At 62.6% G+C, this 17,790-nt stretch carries 13 protein-coding genes; 4 read left to right on the top strand and 9 right to left on the bottom strand.

What is annotated here, in order from left to right; all coding sequences use genetic code 11:
• Positions 1–77 precede the first annotated feature (77 nt).
• Positions 78–1,595, bottom strand: coding sequence for an ABC transporter substrate-binding protein (locus AB4Y81_RS19280; protein ID WP_434326585.1), 1,518 nt, complete (start codon positions 1,593–1,595; stop codon positions 78–80).
• Here AB4Y81_RS19280 and AB4Y81_RS19275 point away from each other — a divergent pair.
• Positions 1,594–1,890, top strand: a complete 297-nt coding sequence (locus AB4Y81_RS19275; protein WP_026542122.1) for a hypothetical protein — start codon at positions 1,594–1,596, stop codon at positions 1,888–1,890. The genes AB4Y81_RS19280 and AB4Y81_RS19275 overlap by 2 nt on opposite strands.
• A 19-nt stretch (positions 1,891–1,909) precedes the next feature.
• On the opposite strand, the gene AB4Y81_RS19270 is transcribed toward AB4Y81_RS19275, so the two are convergent.
• A complete protein-coding gene (locus AB4Y81_RS19270) occupies positions 1,910–3,205 on the bottom strand; it encodes an ROK family transcriptional regulator (protein ID WP_434326587.1) in 1,296 nt (431 codons plus the stop codon).
• Between the two features lie 191 nt (positions 3,206–3,396).
• On the opposite strand from AB4Y81_RS19270, the gene AB4Y81_RS19265 reads away from it, so the two are divergent.
• The 3 genes from AB4Y81_RS19265 to AB4Y81_RS19255 are packed head-to-tail and all read left to right on the top strand — an operon-like array spanning position 3,397 to position 10,102.
• The gene (locus tag AB4Y81_RS19265) at positions 3,397–5,256 is read left to right on the top strand and encodes a glycoside hydrolase family 3 protein (protein WP_434326588.1); all 1,860 of its coding nucleotides are present in this window, start codon (positions 3,397–3,399) and stop codon (positions 5,254–5,256) included.
• A gap of 5 nt (positions 5,257–5,261) precedes the next feature.
• Positions 5,262–8,441 carry a glycosyl hydrolase gene (locus AB4Y81_RS19260; protein WP_434328300.1) on the top strand — a complete coding sequence of 1,060 codons (3,180 nt, stop codon included), beginning with the start codon at positions 5,262–5,264 and terminating at the stop codon, positions 8,439–8,441.
• Between the two features lie 26 nt (positions 8,442–8,467).
• Complete coding sequence (locus tag AB4Y81_RS19255) at positions 8,468–10,102, top strand: family 43 glycosylhydrolase (RefSeq protein ID WP_441996570.1); 1,635 nt, start codon at positions 8,468–8,470, stop codon at positions 10,100–10,102.
• A 522-nt stretch (positions 10,103–10,624) separates the two neighbouring features.
• Here the strand turns inward: AB4Y81_RS19255 and AB4Y81_RS19250 are convergent.
• From AB4Y81_RS19250 to AB4Y81_RS19220, 7 genes are read right to left on the bottom strand one after another with little or no spacing between them, the layout of a single operon-like run.
• Positions 10,625–11,401 carry an SDR family NAD(P)-dependent oxidoreductase gene (locus AB4Y81_RS19250; RefSeq protein WP_434326590.1) on the bottom strand — a complete coding sequence of 259 codons (777 nt, stop codon included), beginning with the start codon at positions 11,399–11,401 and terminating at the stop codon, positions 10,625–10,627.
• A gap of 2 nt (positions 11,402–11,403) precedes the next feature.
• Positions 11,404–12,402, bottom strand: coding sequence for a fumarylacetoacetate hydrolase family protein (locus tag AB4Y81_RS19245; RefSeq protein WP_434326591.1), 999 nt, complete (start codon positions 12,400–12,402; stop codon positions 11,404–11,406).
• 10 nt (positions 12,403–12,412) lie between these two features.
• Complete coding sequence (locus tag AB4Y81_RS19240) at positions 12,413–13,489, bottom strand: amidohydrolase family protein (protein ID WP_441996568.1); 1,077 nt, start codon at positions 13,487–13,489, stop codon at positions 12,413–12,415.
• Positions 13,486–14,610 carry an FAD-dependent monooxygenase gene (locus AB4Y81_RS19235; protein ID WP_441996566.1) on the bottom strand — a complete coding sequence of 375 codons (1,125 nt, stop codon included), beginning with the start codon at positions 14,608–14,610 and terminating at the stop codon, positions 13,486–13,488. Before AB4Y81_RS19235 ends, AB4Y81_RS19240 begins: the two co-directional genes overlap by 4 nt.
• 59 nt (positions 14,611–14,669) lie before the next feature.
• Positions 14,670–15,662, bottom strand: coding sequence for a cyclase family protein (locus AB4Y81_RS19230; protein ID WP_441996564.1), 993 nt, complete (start codon positions 15,660–15,662; stop codon positions 14,670–14,672).
• Positions 15,659–16,600 carry a fumarylacetoacetate hydrolase family protein gene (locus AB4Y81_RS19225; protein WP_441996562.1) on the bottom strand — a complete coding sequence of 314 codons (942 nt, stop codon included), beginning with the start codon at positions 16,598–16,600 and terminating at the stop codon, positions 15,659–15,661. The genes AB4Y81_RS19230 and AB4Y81_RS19225 overlap by 4 nt, the downstream gene beginning before the upstream one ends.
• Entirely contained in the window at positions 16,600–17,619 is a 1,020-nt protein-coding gene (locus AB4Y81_RS19220; RefSeq protein WP_441996560.1) for a VOC family protein, read from the bottom strand. The genes AB4Y81_RS19225 and AB4Y81_RS19220 overlap by 1 nt, the downstream gene beginning before the upstream one ends.
• Between the last annotated feature and the right edge of the window lie 171 nt (positions 17,620–17,790).

Genomic DNA, 17,790 nt, shown 5'->3' with positions numbered 1-17,790 from the left:
ACGGCAGCTCCTTGGGCTTAGGGAAGATGAGGGATGGGTAGGGGAGGCCGGCCCGGGATGGTCCGGCCGCCCACCTGCTACTTCTTCGAGGCTGTGAAGCCCCAGAGCGGCGGCAGCGTGGAATAGCGCTGCGGCGTGACAGTGATCTCAGCGTTGCTTGCGAAGACGTTGTCAGACTGGATGTACGGCGCAAACCAGGCCTGGTCCACCAGGTAGGTGTTCAGTTTCCGGAACGTTTCGGTCTGTGCGTCGCCGGTTTCGCCCTGGGCCTTGTTGATCAGGTCAACCACGGTGGGGTCGGAGACGTGGAACGGGTTCCACAATGATTCAGGCGTGAGCGCGATCTGCGCGAAATCCCACGGACGCGGGCTGTTGAGTCCGAAGATTGCGGCGGGGTACTTTCCTGCCAGGAGATCGGAGATGAAGGTCTGGCCGTTCACAGGCTGGTACTGCGGTGTGACGCCGATGGCGGTCAGTGCTTCGGTCACGGCTGCTTGCTGGTCGGGGTAGACGGGGGATACATCCGGCATCGGCAGCGTGAAGCCGTTCGCATAGCCGGCGTCGGCCAGGAGCTTCTTCGCGGCGTTGACGTCAAAGGGGTATTTCTTATCCAGCTCAGGAATGAAGGCATTACTAGTGGAGCTGAAGACCTGGCTGGTGGCCTTGCCCTTACCGCCAAAGACCTTCGCGTGGATGGCGTCGCGATCCAGGGCCATGTTGATCGCCTGGCGGACCTTCGGCTCGGCGAGCGCAGGGACCAGGGAACCCTTGCGGTCGAACAAGTAGAGGCCGCTGGTGGTGTAGGCGGGGCTGGTCTGGATATTCAGGCCTGCGGACTTGAGGCTGTTTGAATCCTTATCCGTCACTACGGCGAAGTCTGCTTCACCGGCGCGCAGCGCGTTGAGGATTGCGTTGTTGTCGTTGAAGACCGTGACTTCGACGGTGTCGAACGGGAAGTCTTTGGCGTTCCAGTAGTCAGCGTTTCGCGTGTAGACGTACTTGATGCCGGTCTGGGATTTTGCTGCGTCCAGGATGTATGGGCCGGAACCGATGGGAGTGGTGTCCAGCGCCGGTGTTCCCAAGGCTTTGGGGCTGGCAAGGACACCGGCGGTTCCGCCCAGGTTCGGTACGAGCGAGGGGTCCGGAGCGGAGAGGGTGACCATGAGGTTGGTGGCGTCGGTGACGGTTACCTCCTGGATGAAGCGCAGCTGGCCGCCGGCTTCGCCCGTCCCCTTGCGGGCCGAGTCCAGGTTGGCTTTGACTGCAGCCGCATCCAGGGGTGTGCCATCGGTGAATTTGACGCCTTCCCTGATGGTGAGTGAGAGCTTGGTCCGGGTGTCATCGTAAGACCATTTGGTCACGATGTTCTCGGCCGGTTCTCCCTCGTTGGTGTTCCGGAAGAGGGAGTCGTAGACGGGCTGGAGGAACTGGGTGGTGGGGCCGGTTCCGAAGTTGCCCGGAGAGAAGGACTCGGGCGGCGCAATGGCTGCAATGTCCAATTCGGTGGGGGCGGCGGAACCGCCAGGTGAAGAGCCGGTGCAGGCGGTAAGCGCCATGACGGCTGTGACGGCGGCAATGCCGACTAATTTGCGCATGTTTCTCCTAGACAAGGCGTCGAAAGCTCAGCTTCGAGGGATTCGACTGGTCTCCGGCAACGACGCAACGGAGATGGATAGGTATGGCGGTAAATGCTGGCTGGAATGCCTCTGGAAGGCGCCTTGCTTCACAGGAAATCCTGCGGATTCCTTGAATGCTGTACTGGCGCAGGGCCACGGGATGCAGGTGGTGTGCTTCATCCCGGTCTCCCTCGCCGTCGAGGTCAATGTTGCTCAGTGGACGCTTTGTGGCGTCTATTACAAAGATAATCCGGTCACCGGAATAAGTCAATGACTTATTCCGATGAGCGGACTTAGGCGGACAGGTCCTCGGTGACCGGGCCCTGGTCCTGATCCTGCTCCTGCTCCAAGGACCGCGTCAGCGGTTCGGTCAGCCGGGCGAGGAGCCTGGGAAGGTTTTGCTTGGAGAAGAGCTCCCCGAGCACCAGCTGGGCTGCTCCGACGACCCCGCCCACCTGTTCGTCGATTGCCGACAACTCCACGATCAGGTCAGGTGCGCCCGTTGACGGCAGTCGCTCCAGGACCGCCTGCTGGATGGGCTTGAGCACGATGTCTTTCGCCCGGGCAATGCCACCGCCCACAACCAGCATGTGCGGTGCGAAGAAGCTGACAAGCGTTGCGAGGCTGCTGCCAAGGAGTGCAGCGGTCCGGCTGAGCAGTTCCGTCGCCGCGGCGTCCCCATGCTCGGCGGCCAGCGTGACGTCGTAGGCGCGAACGCGCCCGGATTCCTTGAACACTTTCGCCAGGTAGGGGCTGCGCCCGGTTTCGGCCAGCATTAGGCCATCCCGTTCGATCGCCCACCCGCTGGTGACTGCTTCAAGGCACCCTGTGCGTCCACACCTGCAGGCAACTACCCCGGCTTCGGGAACGGCGACGTGCCCGATGGAGCCGGCCAGTCCATGCGAGCCCCTGTAGAGCCTGCTGTCGGTGATGAGGGCGGCTCCAACTCCAGCTCCGGCTCCGAAATAAAGCAGGTGCTTTGCCTTGGCGGCCCGCGGATTGCTCTCTATCTCAGCCAGGGCGAGGAGGTTGACGCGGTTGTCGACCCATACTGGAACAGGCCACCGCGCTGCGAACTCTTCCCGCACCGGGTAGTCGTCCCAGCCGGGCAGGACCGGCACGCCAACGGGGGTGCCGGTATCGAAATTGACCGGCCCTGAGAGGCCTACGCCGATTCCGAGCATGTTGTTGTTGCCCTGTTCCCTGACCACTTCCTGGATGATCACGTTGACCTGGTCCAGGATCCGGGCGGGCCCTTCGCCGACGTCGCATAGTTCCCGGTGGCGGGTGCCGAGCAGGGCGCCGGCAAGGTCCGAGGCGCTGACGACCATTTCATTTGATGCGATGTCCACGCCAACCACGTAGCCCGCCTGGGCGTTGAGGGACAGGAGCTTTGCTGTCCGGCCTCCTGTAGAGGGGGCGCGGCCGGGGGAATGGATGAGCCCGATCTGTTCGAGTTCTGCAACCCGCTCGGCAACGACGCTCCGGCCCAGGCCTACCTGGTCGGTCAGGGTGGCTTGGGTTATGCCGTCTTCCCACCGGATGGTTTCCAATACGGATGCCAGTCCGGTGTATCGCTCTATTGCCATCAGATCTCTTCCTGCATGCCGTCGCCCACCGCGTCAGTGCCGTGGTGATGAATCCAGTCCGCAATGCGAAGCCGTTCGGGTACTTCCACGTGCCATCATCCTCCAGCTTCGCCTCGCCAAACAATAAAAGTCTAGCAACTTATACCGGCCATCGGATAAACTATATGAAACCCATCACACAAGGAGGCCGCGTGCGGCGATCTGTTTCAACCACTGAAGACGGCGTCCAGTACCGCGATTTGAACGGCAACGGAGTGCTGGATCCATACGAAGATCCGCGGCTGGATGCAGCAACGCGCGCCGCGGATCTCCTGTCGCGTTTGTCGGTGGAAGAAAAAGTCGGACTGCTGTTCAACACGGTCATGGTCGTCGGTGAGCCGGGGGACCACGATGCCGCCAGCCCCTTCGGGCCCGAGACTCCCCGCGACTTTGTGGTGGGCAGGTCCATCAACCACTTCAACGTTGGCCACTTCCCTTCGGCGGAACACATGGCCAGCTGGCAGAACGCCATGCAGGAACTCGCCGAGCTCACCCCGCACGGGATCCCAATTACCTTTGGCACCGATCCCCGCCATGGTTTCGCACAAAATGACGGAATGGCCTTTGCCGCCGGCTCGTTCTCGCAGTGGCCCGAGCCCATGGGCCTGGCCGCTCTCGGCGAGGCCGCGGTCGTCAGCGACTTCGCACAGACGGCCAGGAGCGAGTACGTCGCGGTCGGACTCCGCGCGGCCCTTCATCCACAGCTTGACCTGGCATCTGATCCCCGCTGGGCCCGTCAACTGCAGAGCTTCAGTTCAATTCCTGCGGTTGCCTCGGAGTACGGTGCGCTGCTCATCGCAGGGCTGCAGGGCCAAAAGCTGTCCTCCACGAGCGTCGCCTGCACTGCCAAGCACTTCCCGGGCGGTGGCGCGCAGGAAGACGGAGAGGACCCGCACTTCCCCTCGGGCAAGGCCCAGGTCTACCCCGGCGGCAACTTCGAAGAGCACCTGGCTCCCTTCCGGGAGGCGATCGCCGCCGGCACCAGCGCGATCATGCCTTACTACTCACTGGCGAAAGACTTGGTTATCGACGGTACCGAAGTGGAGGAGGTGGGCTTTTCGTACAACAAGTATCTGATCACCTCCCTTCTTCGCGGGCAGCTCGGCTTTGAGGGGGTTATCCTCACTGACTGGCAGCTGGTCACGGACCTTGAGGTCTTCGGCCTGCCCTTCCCTGCCAAAGCGTGGGGCGTGGAGCACCTCAGCCCGCTGGAGCGGGTGGAGAAGCTCTTCGACGCCGGTGTGGACCAGCTTGGGGGCGAATCCTGCACGGAGTTGGTGCTTGAGCTGCTGTCCGGCGGCAGGTTGTCCCCGGAGAGAGTGGATGCTTCGGTGCTGAGAATCCTCCGGGTCAAATTTGAGCTGGGGCTCTTCGACAATCCTTACGTTGACGCGGATGCGGTCAACGAGGTGGTGGGATCTGAGCCGTTCCGCAAAGCCGGACACCGCGCCCAGGCGGAATCAGTGACGATCCTCAAGAACGATGGGTTGCTGCCGCTGCGGGCAGATACCCGGGTATTTGTCGAAGGCGTCAACCCGGATGTCGTCGGGGATCGGGTCGCCCTTGTGGATGACGCGAAGGATGCCGACATGGCTCTGGTCCGCCTCACGGTCCCCTACGAACCACGTAACGAGTACTTCCTGGACGCCATGACGCACCAGGGAAGCCTCGACTTCCCGGAGGAGGACATCGCGCGGGTGAGGGCCCTGGCAGAAGAACTCCCTGTCATCCTGGACGTCTACTTGGAACGGGCAGGAATCCTGACCCCCTTCGTGGACATTGCCTCGGCCATCACCGCCAACTTCGGTGCCTCCGACGCTGCCCTGTTCGACGCCTTAACGGGCGCTATCCCGCCCAAAGGCCGGTTGCCGATTGAGCTGCCGCGCTCCATGGCCGCCGTCGAAGCCTCACATCCTGACGTGCCCAACGACACCGCAGACCCGCTCTACCCCTATGGTGCCGGCCTGGCCCTCCCATCACCTTCCCGGAGCGAATCCGGAATGCACACGTGAACGGGATGACCGGAAAACATCAATCGGGCGAAGTTTCCTGGAGTGAGTTCGTCGATGCCCCGGATTCGGCGCGGCCGCGTGCTTGGTGGCACTGGATGGACGGCAACGTAGAACGTGAAGGCATCCGCGCTGACCTCCGCTGGCTCCACGCAGTGGGCGTCCGGGGCGTCCAGGCCTTCGACGGGGCGCTGGGGAACCCGCTCGTGGTGGAGGAAGCCGTGATTCCCGGAAGCAAGCAGTGGCGCGAAGCCATTGACGTTGCCGTCACTACCGCCCACGAGCTCGGCTTGGACTTCACTGTTGCCACATCGGCCGGTTGGAGTGCCTCGGGGGCTCCGTGGGTTGATAAGGCCGATGCCATGCGCAAGCTGGTGTGGTCGCAGACTGTAGTCGAAGGCGGCGAACCGGCCCAGCTCAACGATCTGCCGGACGTCGCGGGGCCGTACCAGGACATCCCGAGATGGGGATCTGGCCCCGGAGTTGAGTCGCATGAAGGCTCGGGAGATGCCAAAGACCTCTTCGCCCTGGCCATCCCTTTCCACAGCGCCCACGATGCTCTGGTGCCCGCGTTTGTCCGCACCTCCGACTCGCCCACTGACGCGGTCGCCGATAACCAGGCAACCGCCGTCGAAGGTTTCCGGTTGGCCCGCGACCCGGACAACCACTCGGTGGCCTGGATTGAACAGTCCTTTTCCACTTCCGCGACCGTGCGCTCCTGCGTCGTAGAGCTGCCCGGCCCTCACGGCTTCGGCGCGGCTCCGCCCGCCGCGGCCACCTTGCAGGTCCTGGGGGACGACGGCGACTACGTCACCGTCTGCACGCTGCCGGCCACACAATGCCCATCGCGGACCATGTCTTTCCCAGCGGTGACCGGGACACACTTCCGATTACTGCTGCAGGCGGAAGGGATATCTGCCGTCCTCGAAGCGTTCGAGAAAGGGGTGGTGCCACCACCGGTATTTAGGCCGCTCAGCGAGTACGCCGTCAGTAGATTCGCCCTTTATGAATCCGGCATGCCCGCGCACCGCGAAGCCAAGAGTGGTTTCGCCACCGCACTCGACTACGACCACCTTGATACAGACCCAGGCGCAGCATTCGCAGCAGTACCGCTGGAAAGCATCCTCAACGTCAGCAGTCAGCTTTCACAGGGAAGGCTCACCAACCCGCTTCCCGAGGGAACCTGGCGAATCATCCGGTTCGGATCTTCCCTTACCGGACAGACCAACGGCCCCGCGCTCCCGGAAGCAACGGGACTCGAAGTAGACAAACTCGATAGCGAAAGAGTCCGCCGCTACATCTCAACCCACCTGGCGCAGTTCGGCGACGCGCCGTTAGACGGCCTGCTCAGCGACAGCATTGAGGCCGGGATGCAGAACATCACGGATCACCTTGACGCCGGCTTCCTCCGGCTCCGTGGGTACGACATGATCCCGTGGATGCTCACCACAGCCGGGTTCCTGGTGGAGGGCGCTTACTCCAGCGATCTCTTCCTGGCCGATTTTCGTCGCACACTCGCTGAAGTCTTCGCAGAGTCCTACTACGGCACCCTGTCCGAGCAAGCACATCAGCGTGGCGCTATCTACTACGCCGAGGCCTTGGAAGACCGCAGACCGCAGCTCGGTGACGATCTGGCCATGCGCTCGCATGCAGACGTGCCCATGGGGGCCATGTGGACTTTCAGCTCCGAGGCGGGGCCCACCCCCACCTACGTCGCGGACCTGAAAGGCGCATCATCGGTGGCACATGTCTACGGGCGCAGCCATACCGGCTCCGAAGCCTTCACCTCAGGACGAAACCCCTGGAGTGATTCGCCGAAGTCCCTGAAGCACGTCGCTGACCTCCAGTTGGCACTCGGTGTCACACGCTTCTGCATCCATACTTCGCCGCACCAACCCACCCAGGTGCCACCACCCGGAATCGCACTCGCACCCTCGCTGGGCCAAACCTTTACCCGCAACGAAACCTTGGCGTCCACTGCCAAGCCGTGGGTGGACTATTTAGCCCGATGCTCGCATCTTCTTTCCCTTGGCCGTCCAGCGGTGGATATCGCCTACTTCATAGGTGAAGAAGCTCCGGTCACCGCCCTTTTCGGCAACGCTCTCAACCACGACGTTCCAGCTGACTACGATTACGACTACATCGGACCAGACGCTTTGAGCGACGTTCTGACCGCTCAGGCGGGGGAGCTGCGCGCAGGCGCCTCCCGATACAAACTGCTCTACCTGGGCGGTGCCAGTCACAGGATGAGCACACGAGCGCTCAAGGCCATCCTGAAACTGGTGCAGGATGGCGGGACCGTAGTGGGGGTTCGTCCTGAGTCAAAGCGCTCCTTGTCTGACGAGGACACCGAGCATGAACGTTTGTGCAACCTCGTTTGGGACAGCCCGAATAGCGGAAGGGTTTTTGCCACCAAAGATCTGGCCTCCGTGCTGCGGGAGCATTTCCCTCCTTCTGTGCTCGTGGGGGACTCCCGAGTACGGCGGATCGCCCGGTGGGTGGACGACGATCAGCCGCTGCTTTTCATTGCCAACCCTGTCAACGACGAGCTGCGCACCTCCGTGGCGTTGCCGGACATGGACGGCGGGTTCGTTGCCTGGGATCCGGTGACACTACAACAACACGCCCTCTCGCCCGCGGATGGAAAAGGAGTCTTCGATGTGCGGCTACCCCCTTACGGTTCCCTCTTCATCCTCAGGGGCGAAGCGGATCCACGTCCCGAAAAGGAGCGGGTTGCCGAAGCGGATGGTGAATGGACACTCACCATTCCCGGCTCTGATCCGGTGCAGCTAACGCACGCCACTTATTGGACCGATTCCCGAATCGGGGCGGAGCACTTCTCCGGAACGGCCACGTACGTGGTTGAGTTCCAGCTTGACGGCCCCGAATTCCCTCACGCAGTCCAATTCGCTGATGTTGCTGACGTCGCAAGGGTCATCGTCAACGGCGAGGAGGCAGGAATTCTCTGGACTGCTCCATACCGGGTGTCCACCGAAGCGCTGAGGCCCGGGACGAACCGGATCGAAATCAGGGTCACAAACCCGTGGCGGAACCGGCTGATTGCAGAAGCCCGCAGTAGCTCCGGGACGCTCTTCCCACCTATGACCAGAGTGTTCAACGATCAAGCCGAAATCCTGCCGGCTGGTTTGCTGGGTCCACTGAGCCTGGTCTACAACCACCGCCCGTAATCTCCACTAGTGAAAAGACTGTATGAATGGCACACCAAACGACACCACCTGCTGTGGGCCTGGAGGGTCACCGCCGGTCCGATCTCGGCGATGGAACGTACCTGAACCCGGTGTTCGCGGGGGACCACCCCGATCCGGCCATCCTGCGTGACGGGGACGACTACTACCTGACCTTCTCGTCGTTTGAGTCCACTCCAGGACTCATCATCTGGCACTCACGGGATCTCTTGAACTGGCAACCGCTCGGCCCTGCCCTTCCCACGCCCATCGGCTGCGTGTTTGCGGTAGACATGTGCAAAGTGGACGGCCGGTACTTCATCTACATACCGATCATTCCCACCGCCATCTCACCGGACCCAACCGCGCCGGTACTGACCTATGTCATCCACGCCGAGAACATGGCGGGACCTTGGAGCGAGCCGATCAACCTGGGAATCGAAGGGCACATCGATCCAGGACACGTGGTGGGAGAGGACGGCAACCGCTACCTGTTCCTCAGTGGAATCAGCCGAGTCCGGCTCACAGACGACGGACTAGCTACAAGCGGACCACTGGAGCACGCTTACGACGGCTGGCGCTACCCTGAGGACTGGGTGGTTGAAGCCTACGCGCTGGAGGGGCCCAAGCTCACCCGCCGGGGCGAATGGTTTTATCTCACGACGGCGGTGGGCGGCACCTCCGGTCCGCCCACCGGGCACATGGTCACCGTCGCCCGCTCCCGTTCCGTTCATGGCCCGTGGGAGGACTGCCCCCGCAATCCCATCATCAGGACATGGGACGCGATTGAGCCTTGGTGGAGCAAGGGCCACGCCACCTTGTTCGAGGGCCCTAACGGTCAATGGTGGAGCATCTATCACGGCTACGAGAACGGGTTCGTCACGCTCGGCCGACAAACGCTCTTGGAACCCATCGAATGGGACGAAGACGGATGGCCGAGGGCAGGCGGGGGAGACCTTTCCGTGCCGCTCCCGGCCCCCCTGCCCGGCGCCTCGCTGGCAGTCGATCAGCCCCATGGATCGCCGTTATCCGATGATTTTTCCACCGAGCGCTGGGGGACTCAATGGTCGTTTCAGGCACCGTCCAAAGACGAGTATCTTCGGGCGTCCTTTGACGCCGGGCTGGTTCTGCAAGCCCGTGGATCGGGCCCTTCGGACAGCTCGGCGTTAACGTGTATCGTCGGCGATCGGCGTTACGAGGTCACGGTGGAGATGGAAGTCAGCGACGGCGCCCAGGGCGGGCTGCTGCTGTATTACAGCGACCGCCTGTTCTGCGGCATGGGCCACGACGGCGGTCATATGACCAGCTACCGCGCCGGCAGGGCCATTCCATACTGGCGTGAGCCCGCGCCCGCCTCCGTGAAAATGTACCTGCGAATTGTCAACGACAACCACATTGTCACCCAGTACTACAGCCTGAACGGAAGCGACTGGACCAGACATGGACTCCGTTTCAACGTGGAGGGCTACAACACGAATACCGCCGACGAGCTCCTCAGCCTGCGCCCGGCACTGTTTGCCGCCGGTGAGGGCGAGGTGCGGTTCAGGAACTTCACGTATCGTGCCTTTATGGACTCAACATCCTCCATCGCTCGGGACGGATCAAAGATGCCCAGCGCCGAAGAATCTGTTCGACCGGGTTCTTCCGCAAACTGCGATGAGTGATTCCCTAAAACGTGCACCCTTGGCGGGCCGATAATCCGGCCGGCCAAGGGTGGCATTAGCCGCGCCGGCCCATGTTCCCCCGCTTCACACCAGCGTTTCCGAAGCAAGCTGCGCTAAGCGGCCTCCCGTGCTCGAGGAGTACATGACGTTTACGCAGGGCCCGACAACTTCGTGATCAGTTCCTGACTGATCACGAATGACAGCCGTCACTCCTGGCGGGAGATCGTAGGACATTCTAAGTTCGTCGTCTGTCGGGTCCCACCGCAGCGCGATGCGACCTTGCGGGGCCCCTACGCCCTCCGGCGGGTCAGCACCCCCCACACTGAAATCGCCGACGGTACCCGACTACTCGCACCTCGACGTCGTAAGGGGTTGTCCTAGCCATGGCGGCCAATTCGTCACGGCCGAACCGCCCGCTTCGACTCAGCTCGGGCCGCCGTGAGTTGACCATCGCCGCGATGAAAGATCCGCGGACCGGCTGTCACGACAACAGCGACGGCGGTTGGTCCTCCGTGTTGCCAGCTAACGCATGGCGTCGGAGACCGACTTCGCACCGCTGTGGCCCGACTGCCCGCCGTCCACGGGAATCTCGGCACCCGTTACGTAGGACGACAGTGGGCTGAGTAGGAACAGCACGACGCCGGCTACTTCGTCCACGGTGCCTGTGCGACCTAACGGGGTTTCGGCCAGCGTGGCCGTTCGAAATTCCGGTTTGGCCCCCGCTGTCATGGGAGTCTCGATAAAGCCTGGGTGTACCGTGTTGACACGGATACCACGTGGACCAAGTTCCATGGCCGCCACGTGCGATAGTCCCCGAAGGGCCCATTTGCTGGCGGTGTATGCCACCGGATAGTGTGCCGTTACGCCCGCCACGGAGCCTACGTTGACAATGGCTGAGCCATGGCCCATGAGCGGAGAGAGAGCTTGGATGCCAAGCAGGGCTCCGGCAACATTTACTTCGTAAACGCGCTGAAGGTCAGCCACCGAGACATCCAGCAGCCTGCTGCGCTGGGTGATACCCGCATTGTTCACCATTCCGTGTACCGACCACCCTTCGGACCGGATCCATGCAGCGAGACTTGACCAGCCCAGGGGATCACTGACGTCCAACTGCCGGTAGATGAGAGCGTGGGTCACAGTCTCCGCGACGTCGGCCAGCTGAGACGGTATTTCTGCCGCCAAATCGGTAGCGATGACACGGGCTCCTGCCTGCGCCAGGAACGTTGCCTCGGCGGCGCCCTGCCCTTGGCCAGCGCCGGTGACCACAACTGTCCGGCCCTCGAGCTGAAGGGACATCACCTCTAGCTCCCAGAGCTGTAGGCAGCGGCAACCCGGTTGCGAGGACGGTCTTTCGCAGCTATCCGGGTCACGGCATGCCGTCGATTGCCTACGGTATTTTCGATACTTCCGATTCCTTCCACGGTCATCCGGACAACGTCTCCGGTTTTCAGCGGCTGGGGAGTCTTGGACCCGTTACGTCCCCAGAGTTCAGCGAGGCAGCCGCTGCCGCAGGTTCCGGACCCGAGAACGTCGCCGGGCCGCACCACTGAGTCCTGTGATGCATAAGCGACGAGCTCTGCAAACGGCCAGCCCATGTTGGACAGCAAATCCTGGCCAATCTGTTCGCCATTGACCTCAACGGCCATGGAGATCGGCAGGAAGCCTTCGTCGTCATGGAGGTGTTCGAACTCGTCGGCAGTGACGATCCAGGGTCCGAGGGTATTTGCGAAGTCCTTGCCTTTGCAGGGGCCCAGGCTGACCTTCATTTCACGACGCTGGAGATCCCTCGCCGACCAATCGTTGAGGACCGTGTAACCGAAGATGTGCCGGTGGGCATCTGCCGCTGACAGGTTGCTGCCGTCGCTGCCCGGTACATGTCCGACGACGGCGGCTACTTCGGTTTCGAAGTCCAGTTCGCTGCAACCCGCCGGAATGCCGATCACCTCGCCTGTGCCTGTCACCGTGTGGGGGTTGGTGAAGTAGAACGTGGGTGCCTCGTACCATTCGGCCACCACGCCCGCTACGCCGTCGATGCTTTTCCGGACCCCCTCCACGTGTTCCTCGAAGGCCACGAAGTCCCGGATGGTGGCCGGTTCCAGCGGTGCCAGCAACTGTACGTCCACGAGGGCGACGGAAGGTGCGCCGCGAAGAGTTTCCGCGGCGATCTCCAGCGTTCTTGCCAAACCGGCACCTAACAAGTCGTTAACGGTTTGTCCCTCCGGCAACCCGAAGCAACTGCCGTCATCCACGAACCCAGCGTGAGTGCCGCCGTCGTAAGTCCAACGGGCGATCTTGACCATGTGTTCTTCCTTAGGCTGTGGGGCGGGCGGCGAGAGCTGCGGAGGCAGTGATGCCGAGGGCCACGGCATTGCCGGCAAGAACTCTGGCGGCGTCGGCCGTGGGGAGCCCGGCTGCGTGGACTTCCTCAACAGGATCCCCGGCGCCCATGTCGAATGGGTAATCCGAGCCGAGCAGTACTTGCCCGGGCCCTGCCACCTCAACGAGGGCGCGCAGCTCGCGGGGGCTATGCACCAGGGAATCGAAGAAGATCCTCTGAAGATACGTCGACGGCGGTTCGGCGCACCGCTGCGCCTCGGGGCGGACCTTCCAAGCGTGGTCCGATCGGCCAATGGTGGTGGGCAGGTAACCACCTCCGTGCGCGGCGAGGATCTTGAGGTCCGGGTGCCTGTCCAGGACTCCGCTGAAAATCACGTGGGACAGCGCGACGGCGTTCTCTGCGGGCTGGGAGACGGTGTTGGCCAGGTAGAAGCGGTCCAGTCGTTCGTCCAGGGAGCAGCCGAACGGGTGCAGGAATACGATCGCGCCCAGCTCCACAGCCCGGCTCCAGAAAGCTTCCAGCCGTGGATCGGAGAGTTCAACGGTGCTGTGTTCAGGGTCTGCCGGCGTGGCAGCAAAGGAGCCGATCTCCACGCCTAGGAGTCCACACTCGAGTACGRCATGTTCCAGGGCTTCGACCATGTGCTGCGGGTGCTGGAGGGGGACGAGGCCGAGGCCGTTGAGTCGCTCGGGTGCGCGGTCCACGAAACTGCGAACCGCCTCATTGGCTTGCTTGGCGAGCTCCAAGGACAGCCTTTCGCCGGCAAAGTAATAGAAGTGCGACGGCGAGGGCGAGACCAGCTGCACGTCCACTCCTTGGGCGTCCATGTCCGCCAGGCGACGCTTCAGGTCGGTGAGCTGTGGCCAGCGTTCTTTGATCATGCGGCCGGACTTGGCCATGGATTCCGGGCCGTTTCGCTTAACTTCCAGTGCCTGGAGGTCGCTGAATCCTTTCGGGTCTTCCTCGGCTACCAACTGCTGGAGAGCAGGTATCAGGACGTGCGCGTGGACATCCACTGTGGGGTGTTGATTGCTGGCGGAGTTGTTCATGCGGGTTCCTTGAGCATGGTGGAGAGCGAGTYCATGAGGCCGGGGACGTCTGCATCGCGGACGCCGTCCAGCATCCACTGGCCTAGCTGGACGGACGCTGTCACCACCGCAGTTGCCCTGTCCAGGCGACGGTCCTCGAATTCCTTCCAGAGTGTCTCGGTGACGTGGTCTGCGGCGATCAACAGCTCCGCAAGTACCGAGGCGTCTTCCAACGCCATGGCTGCACCCTGGGCGACAGTGGGCGGACAACTGTGTGCTGCATCGCCGATGATCACAGTGCGTCCACGGTTCCAAGGACCCTCCACGAGGTGCGAGGTGAACCACGTGTAGTTGATTCGGGCGCCATGGTCCAGGCTTGAGCGGATCTCGTTCCACGGGCCGCCGTAGGCGGCGGCGAGTTCGGCCATCACCTTGGGACCGTCTTCCTGCTTGCGTTCCTGGGCCTTCTCCACGAGGTAGGCGTAGATGGTGTCAGGTCCGGTGGGGCAGTAGCCGGCGATGAAACACGGCCCCCCGTAGGTGAGGTCGGTCCGGACCACTTCCTCAGGCCGTTCGACGAAGGCCCGCCAGATGCCCATGCCGGTTGGTTTGGGTTCGACGTCGATGCCGATAGCCTTGCGGACAGCGGAGTGGAGTCCATCGGCGCCGATCAGGAGGTCATAGTCCGAGGTACTGCTATCGTTGGTGCGGACGGTGACGCGGCCGCCGTCGTCCGTTATATCGGTGACTGTTTTGCCATAACTGATCCGGGCGCCGGCTTGCAGAGTCCGGTCCCGGAGGATGGCGGTCAAGTCCGGCCGGTACATTCCGAGTGTTGCCGGAAGGTCGTCGCCACCGGTTTTGATGTCCTCGAGGACAGCCAAGACGGTCCCATCGGGATTGGGAGCCCGAAGTCCGAGCGTGCTGAAGCCGTAGCCCTTTGCTTTCACCTGCTCCCAGACGCCGAGTTCGCGCAGAATCCTCAGGGCATTGCCCTGCAAGGTGATGCCCGAACCCAGCGTCTGCGGCTCGGCGGCCTTCTCCAGAATCTCGACGTCGACTCCCGCGTCGGCGAGGAGGATGGCGGCGGTCAGTCCCGCAGCTCCCGCTCCGACGATTCCGACCTTTTGTACTGCTGCCATCTTTGACTCCTTTGTGGTGACGGCGTTACTGCCTATTGTGCTGTGTTTTGCAGGGACTGCTATCGAACAGCGATGGGATTGACCGGTGAGCCGACAGCCCCGGTGATGGGGAGTGGCGCTGCCGTGAGCATGAAGTCGTACTTGCCGTCGGCAGCACATGCTGCGGCCAATGCATCCGGATCCCACATTTCACCCAGGAACAATCCGAGGTTGGGAATGGCGATCTGGTGCAGCGGCTGGAAAGCACCTTCAAACTCGTTGGGTCGGACTTCGAATCCCCAGGTGTCCGTGGCGATCCCCGCAATCTCCGAGGCGTGTAACCAGGCCGCAGTGCTGAAGGACAACCCGGGAGCGGACCCTCCAGCATAGTCACCCCAGCCTTCACGGCGGACCCGGGTGTACTGCCCGGTTCGGATTACCAGAATGTCTCCGCGGCGAACAGCGGAGCTGGTGCCCTGACGTTCGATCGTGCTCTCCAAGTGCTCCGGGGTGATCGCGAAGCCATCGGGTAGTTCCCCATCTACGCCTAGGGCCCGGCCAACGTCCAGCAGCACGCCGCGGGTGACGATCTTCGACGCGGCGGTTTCAATCCCGGTGACAAGGTCGCCCTCGGAGGTGACGACATCGCCTGCGGCTCTGCCGTTCCATGCCTTACCCCGATCGAAGATATGCCCAAGCCCATCCCACTGCGTAGAGCACTGCAGCGGCATGGCGATCACGTCATCAGCCCCGCCGAAACCATGCGGGAACCCCTGGTTGCCCCGCTCCGCATCAACGCCGGTGTCGGTCATGGTGTGGACGGGGTTGGTGCGGCGGCGCCATCCCTTTTGTGGGCCGTTGGTATCGAAGGGCTGGGACAAGGAGAAGGCCTCCCCGGTGGTGACCAGCGCTGCGGCTTCGACGCGTTTCGCGGCATCGATGAAGTTGAGCGTTCCGAGAACGTCGTCTTCGCCCCAGCGGCCCCAGTTGTTGAACTGCCCCGCAGCCGCAGCAATGCTGGCCAGCGGGTCGGAGCGCTGGATCAGGGAAGCTTTAGCTGCTTCAGTGGTCACTGTTCGTCCTTGCAGTGGATGAGTTGGCTGCCCAATCCGGTGATGGTGCCTTCCATGACATCGCCATCCTGGAGGAGCCGTCCCCAGTGCTGGCCGTTCCCTGCGGGGCTGCCGGTCAGGACCAGGTCTCCGGGTCGCAAGGGCATGATCTGCGATGCTTCACTGACAAGCTTGGCGACACCGAAGATCATGTCCTGAGTCGATTCGTCCTGCATGGCCTTGCCATTGAGCTTCAGCGTGACCTGGACATCCTGCGGGTCACCGAAGAACTTGGCCGGCACCAGCAGGGGACCGGTGGGCAGGAAGCCCGGCGCGTTCTTGGCGCGGTACCAGTCCGAACCGATGGCGGGCATGTCCTTGCGGAAGACGTACTCGCGCGTGGTGATGTCGTTGACCATGGTGTAGCCGAAGACGTACTCGAGGGCTTCTTCCGGGGTTACCCGGAACGCTTCCTTACCGATCACAGCAGCGAGTTCCAGTTCCCAGTCGTGGGACTTGGAGTACCCCGGCAGGATGAGGTCGTCCGTGGCTGAAGCAATCGCCGTCGGGAGGCCGATGAAGAAGTACGGCGTTCCCTGGCCAGCGCGCTCATCCATCATGGCGGCTGTCTTGGCGCGCACCTCTTCGGCATCCTGGCCGGCTTCCCGGTGGGCCACGGCCAGATCGATCACGTGCTTGCGGTAGTTGGCGCCGGTCTGCAGGACCTGCGCCGGTTCAACCGGGGCAAGGACCTCGACGGTGGACAGCGCCAGTCCGGCTTCCGTACCGGCCGAGGATGCAAGCTGGTCAAGCTCGCCTTCAGTGGTTGCCCAGTGCTGGATCAAGGAATTGATGTCCCCGTCCAGGGGCAGGACCCGTTCGCCCACCAGCAGGCCGACCTTCGCTTTAGTGTCACCGGGTTCCTGAAAGCGGATCAGCGAATAGTTCTGCTGCGTCATTAGCCCCGGCCCTGCTTCGCGTAGGGGTTCAGGAGGGCTTCCTTCATTTCAGCGGAGGCGCCTTCTTCCGTGGCGGTGAAGCCCTCGGCCGGAGGGAAGGATTCTGTCATGGAGTGCGGCATCGCACCATTCTTGTAGAAGTTGTTGGAACCTTCCGAGGGCTTCCAGGTGTTGGCGTCCCAGTCCGGGACGTAGTTGCGGTAGCCGCCGGAGTTGAGCTCGACGCGGAGACCGGAGGGGTCGCGGAAGTAAAGGAAGTTCTGTTCGCCGACGCCGTGGATGGAGGGGCCGTATTCCATGGGGGTGCCGTTTTCCATCATGACGTCGGCGGTGCGGAGCAGGTCTTCGGTGGCGTCCACCCAGAAGGCGATGTGGTTGACGCGGCCGGCGCGCTTGGAGGTGTCCAGGACGACGCCGAGGTCGTGGGACTTCTCGTTGGTGGTCAGTACTGAGAAGACGGTGATGGGTGCTTCGTCCAGGTCGACGAAGGCCATGACACGGAAGCCCAGGGCCTCGTTGTACCACTTGGCAAAGCCGCGGACGTCTGAGGAAGCGACCGTGACGTGGTCCAGGAAGCGCGGCGCGGCCGCGTGGCTGCTACGGCGTTCGGGACGATCGGGGTACGTGGATTCGAAGCCGGGCCCGGCGACGAACTTCTCCACGTCATAGAACAGGCGCATATGGTGGCCGTAAGGGCCGGTGAACTCGTAGGCCTTGCCGAAGCCGTGACCTCCCGCCGTCCAGGTCCCCTGCACGCCGGTCGCTTCAACACGGGCGGCCGCGGCTTCCAGCGCGGACTGGGAGTTGGTGCGCCACGCCATCCGCCCCAAGGATGCCTCGGGTCCTTCCGTGATGACCAGGCTGTAGCGGTAGTAGTCGCCCCAGCACCGCAAATACACGTTGCCATCCACGCGGTCAATGATGCGCATGCCGAACTTTTCCTCGTAGAACCGTGCCGAGGCTTCGACGTCCGGAGCGGTGATCTCGAGGTGGGCAAGATGGGAGAGGGGAGTTTCCACGATGAATTCCTTCTAAGTGCTGATGTCTCGGACAGATCTCTGCAGGTCCTGTAATAACCATGAGTCACGTCACGTATTTGGGGAAGAAACGATTTTTGATAGAGCATATTCATTGGATGAATACCCCATCGTCACTGGAGCGGTGACGTCACAGCCTTGGAGGTTTCGGGA

The sequence above is a fragment of the Paenarthrobacter sp. TAF1 genome (assembly GCF_052113825.1).
In the GTDB taxonomy this organism is placed as follows: Bacteria; Actinomycetota; Actinomycetes; order Actinomycetales; family Micrococcaceae; genus Arthrobacter; species Arthrobacter nicotinovorans.
This window is presented reverse-complemented; position numbering and strand designations above follow the sequence as displayed.

Coding starts and splice junctions, on each gene's coding strand:
- AB4Y81_RS19275 (WP_026542122.1), top strand. CDS start 1,594: ATGTTTCTCCTAGACAAGGCGTCGAAAGCTCAGCTTCGAGGGATTCGA.
- AB4Y81_RS19280 (WP_434326585.1), bottom strand. CDS start 1,595: ATGCGCAAATTAGTCGGCATTGCCGCCGTCACAGCCGTCATGGCGCTT.
- AB4Y81_RS19270 (WP_434326587.1), bottom strand. CDS start 3,205: ATGGCAATAGAGCGATACACCGGACTGGCATCCGTATTGGAAACCATC.
- AB4Y81_RS19260 (WP_434328300.1), top strand. CDS start 5,262: ATGACCGGAAAACATCAATCGGGCGAAGTTTCCTGGAGTGAGTTCGTC.
- AB4Y81_RS19255 (WP_441996570.1), top strand. CDS start 8,468: ATGGCACACCAAACGACACCACCTGCTGTGGGCCTGGAGGGTCACCGC.
- AB4Y81_RS19245 (WP_434326591.1), bottom strand. CDS start 12,402: ATGGTCAAGATCGCCCGTTGGACTTACGACGGCGGCACTCACGCTGGG.
- AB4Y81_RS19225 (WP_441996562.1), bottom strand. CDS start 16,600: ATGACGCAGCAGAACTATTCGCTGATCCGCTTTCAGGAACCCGGTGAC.